This is a genomic window from Nocardiopsis protaetiae, from assembly GCF_045446735.1.
Taxonomy (GTDB): Bacteria; Actinomycetota; Actinomycetes; order Streptosporangiales; family Streptosporangiaceae; genus Nocardiopsis; species Nocardiopsis protaetiae.
Genome location: NZ_JBJJBV010000470.1, coordinates 1 through 2,661, shown reverse-complemented (window position 1 = coordinate 2,661; position 2,661 = coordinate 1). Strand labels below are relative to the sequence as shown.

At 73.7% G+C, this 2,661-nt stretch carries 2 protein-coding genes; one reads left to right on the top strand and one right to left on the bottom strand.

The window, feature by feature from the left end:
- Positions 1 to 237 precede the first annotated feature (237 nt).
- Positions 238 to 1,971: a serine/threonine-protein kinase gene (locus tag ACJOT3_RS33950; protein ID WP_406977228.1), complete on the top strand. Its 1,734-nt coding sequence runs from the start codon at positions 238 to 240 to the stop codon at positions 1,969 to 1,971.
- 217 nt (positions 1,972 to 2,188) lie between these two features.
- Here the strand turns inward: ACJOT3_RS33950 and ACJOT3_RS33945 are convergent.
- The coding region (locus ACJOT3_RS33945; RefSeq protein WP_406977227.1) for an RNA-guided endonuclease InsQ/TnpB family protein at positions 2,189 to 2,661 on the bottom strand (473 nt) is incomplete at its 5' end.

Sequence of the window (2,661 nt, the reverse complement as noted above, 5' to 3'; positions counted from 1 at the left end):
CTGGCTCATGTGGATCCTCACCGGCGTCTTCGTCTTCGACTTCTCCATGCACGCCCTCGGGCTCTGACCCGCCAGGAATCCAGGGGACCGGTCCGCACGCCACGCGGACCGGTCCCCCGCGTTTCACGAGGGCGGGAGCAAGTCAATACCTTCCAACAGATCCAAACCGACGGCCCGCGCGTCACAATGAAAGATGGAGGCCGCAGCGGGCGGCTCCCCACCGACAGGGCGCGAAACATGACGACACCGCTCCTCCCCACCGACCCGGCCACGATCGGCCCCTACACCGTCACCTCCCGCATCGACAGCGGCGGACAGGGCACCGTCTACCTCGCGCGCGCCGCAGACGGCACCCAGGCGGCGGTCAAGGTCCTGGGCGGCACCTGGGAGGGCGACTCCCGCCAGCGCGACCGCTTCGTCCAGGAGCTCACCGCGGCCCGCCGCGTCGCGCCCTTCTGCACCGCCGCGGTCCTGGACGCCGACATGGACGTCGAACCGCCCTACATCGCCAGCGAGTACGTCCCCGGCCCCACCCTGCGCTCCGCGATCGAGAACGACGGCCCCCGCACCGGCCCCGACCTGGACCGGCTGGCCATCGCCACCGTCACCGCCCTGGCCGCCGTCCACGAGGCCGGCGTCGTCCACCGCGACCTCAAGCCCGGCAACGTCATCCTGGGCCCCGACGGCCCCCGCGTCATCGACTTCGGCATCGCCCGCCTGGTCGACGCCACCCGGCAGACCACCACCGTCGCCGGCACCCCCGCCTACATGTCCCCCGAGCAGATCCGCGGCCGCGCCCTGGGCCCGGCCAGCGACCTGTTCTCCTGGGCCGCCGTCATGGTCTACGCCGCCACCGGCCACCGCGCCTTCCACGGCGGCACCACCCTGGCCATCGTCGACCAGGTGCTCACCTCCCCGCCGGACCTCACCGACGTCCCCGAGCGGCTGCACCCGGTCCTGGAGCGCTGCCTGGACAAGGACCCCGACCGCCGGCCCACCGCCATGGAGGTGCTGGCCGCGCTCATCGGCGGCGGCGCCCTGCCCGAGGCCGCCCCCGCCACCCTGCTGCTGGAGCAGACCTCCACCGCGGTGGGCACCGACACCGCCCGCATCCACGCCGTCCCGGAGGTGCCCGCACCCCGGCGCGGGGCGGCGCGCGGGGCGGCGGCCGTGCCGCTGCCGCACAGCGGGCCCGACACCGGCGCGCTGTCCGCGGTGGACCCCGTCGTGAACCCCACGGTGAACGCCGCCGCGGACCCCGCCGCGGGCACCACCGGTACCGGGGGACGGGCGGCCGCCGAGGCCACCGGCGGCCCCGGCACCGCCGAGGGCCCCTGGCGCACCGGGCCGACCGCCCCCGGCGAGGCGATCCCGCGCACCCGCGTGTCCCCGCGGATCGCGCCCCGCACCGCCGCCGCACCTCCCGCGGGTCCGCCGGCCGGACCGCCCGGGGGCGCTCCCCCGGCGCCCGCGGTCGACGGACGGCCCCGGCGCCGCCGCCGCTCCTCCGCCGGGTGGGTGACGGCCGGGGCGCTGGTGGTACTGGCCGCCCTGGGCGGCGTGCTGTTCTGGGCCTACGGCCTCAACAGCCCCCCGCCCGTGGAGCCGGTGGGCAACACCCCCACCGAGGAGGCCGTGGACACCCCCGCCGAGGTGGAGGAGGCACCGGCCGAGGAGGAGGGCACCGGCGGGGAGACCGACACCTGGACGCCGCCCGCCGAGGGGACCGGCGGCACCGACACCTGGGGCGGCACGGAGGTCGACTGCCACGCCGACCCGCACCACCCCGACTGCGTCACCGTCGACCCGCCCGACTGCGAGACCCACCCGGACGCCTGCTGGGAGCCCGAGACCGGCACGGGCGGCGGCGAGACCGGTGAGGGCGGCGAGGGCACCGGCGGTGGTACCGGCGGCGGCACCGAGGGCGGGGGCACCGACACCGGTGGCGGAACGGAGACCGAGGTCCCCTGACGAGGCCTTCCCCTGTTGCCCGGAGTGCGTGGGATGTCCGAAATCGCCACCTGTACGAAGTAGATCAAAATCGGACATCCCTGGCATTCCAGCGAAAGCGCCGTTGACAGTCCGTAGGCGGTCCTCATAAGTTGTCATTGACAACATCGCCTTCGGGAAGAGCAACCAGAGCACTGTGACTCCACCCACCGCTGAAGCGGCGGGCTTCCCACGACACCTAGTCGGTGTCGTAGAGGGCCAGCCCGGCCCTGAGGACGTTCGTCGCCCCGACCACGTCGGCGTGCTCGGCAAACGAGCACTCGACGCACCGGAACTTGTCTTGCGTTGGACGGTTCTCCACAGCGACGTGCCCGCACTCGGGGCATGTGCGGGAGGTGTTGCGGGGGTTCACCGGGACCACCACACGACCGGCGCTTTCAGCCTTGTGCGCGAGGATGCCCAGGAACACCCCCCAACCCGCATCAGCAATCGATCGGTTCAGCCCAGCCTTGGCACGGGCGCCGTTGGGCAGGAAGGCGCCCGACTGTTCGGGATCCGGCTTGGGCTTGGGGGCCTTGAGCATGTTCGCGACGGTCAGCGCCTCGTGCGCAATCAGATCGTTCTCACGCACCAGTCCCAGCGCGGTCTTGTGCGCGTGATCCAACCGTTGCCGGACGACCTTGCCGTGCAGGCGCTTGACCTTGTCGGCCG

What these genes read in the sequence shown, in the direction of transcription:
- ACJOT3_RS33950 (WP_406977228.1), top strand. Translation starts at nt 238, where the DNA reads ATGACGACACCGCTCCTCCCCACCGACCCGGCCACGATCGGCCCCTAC.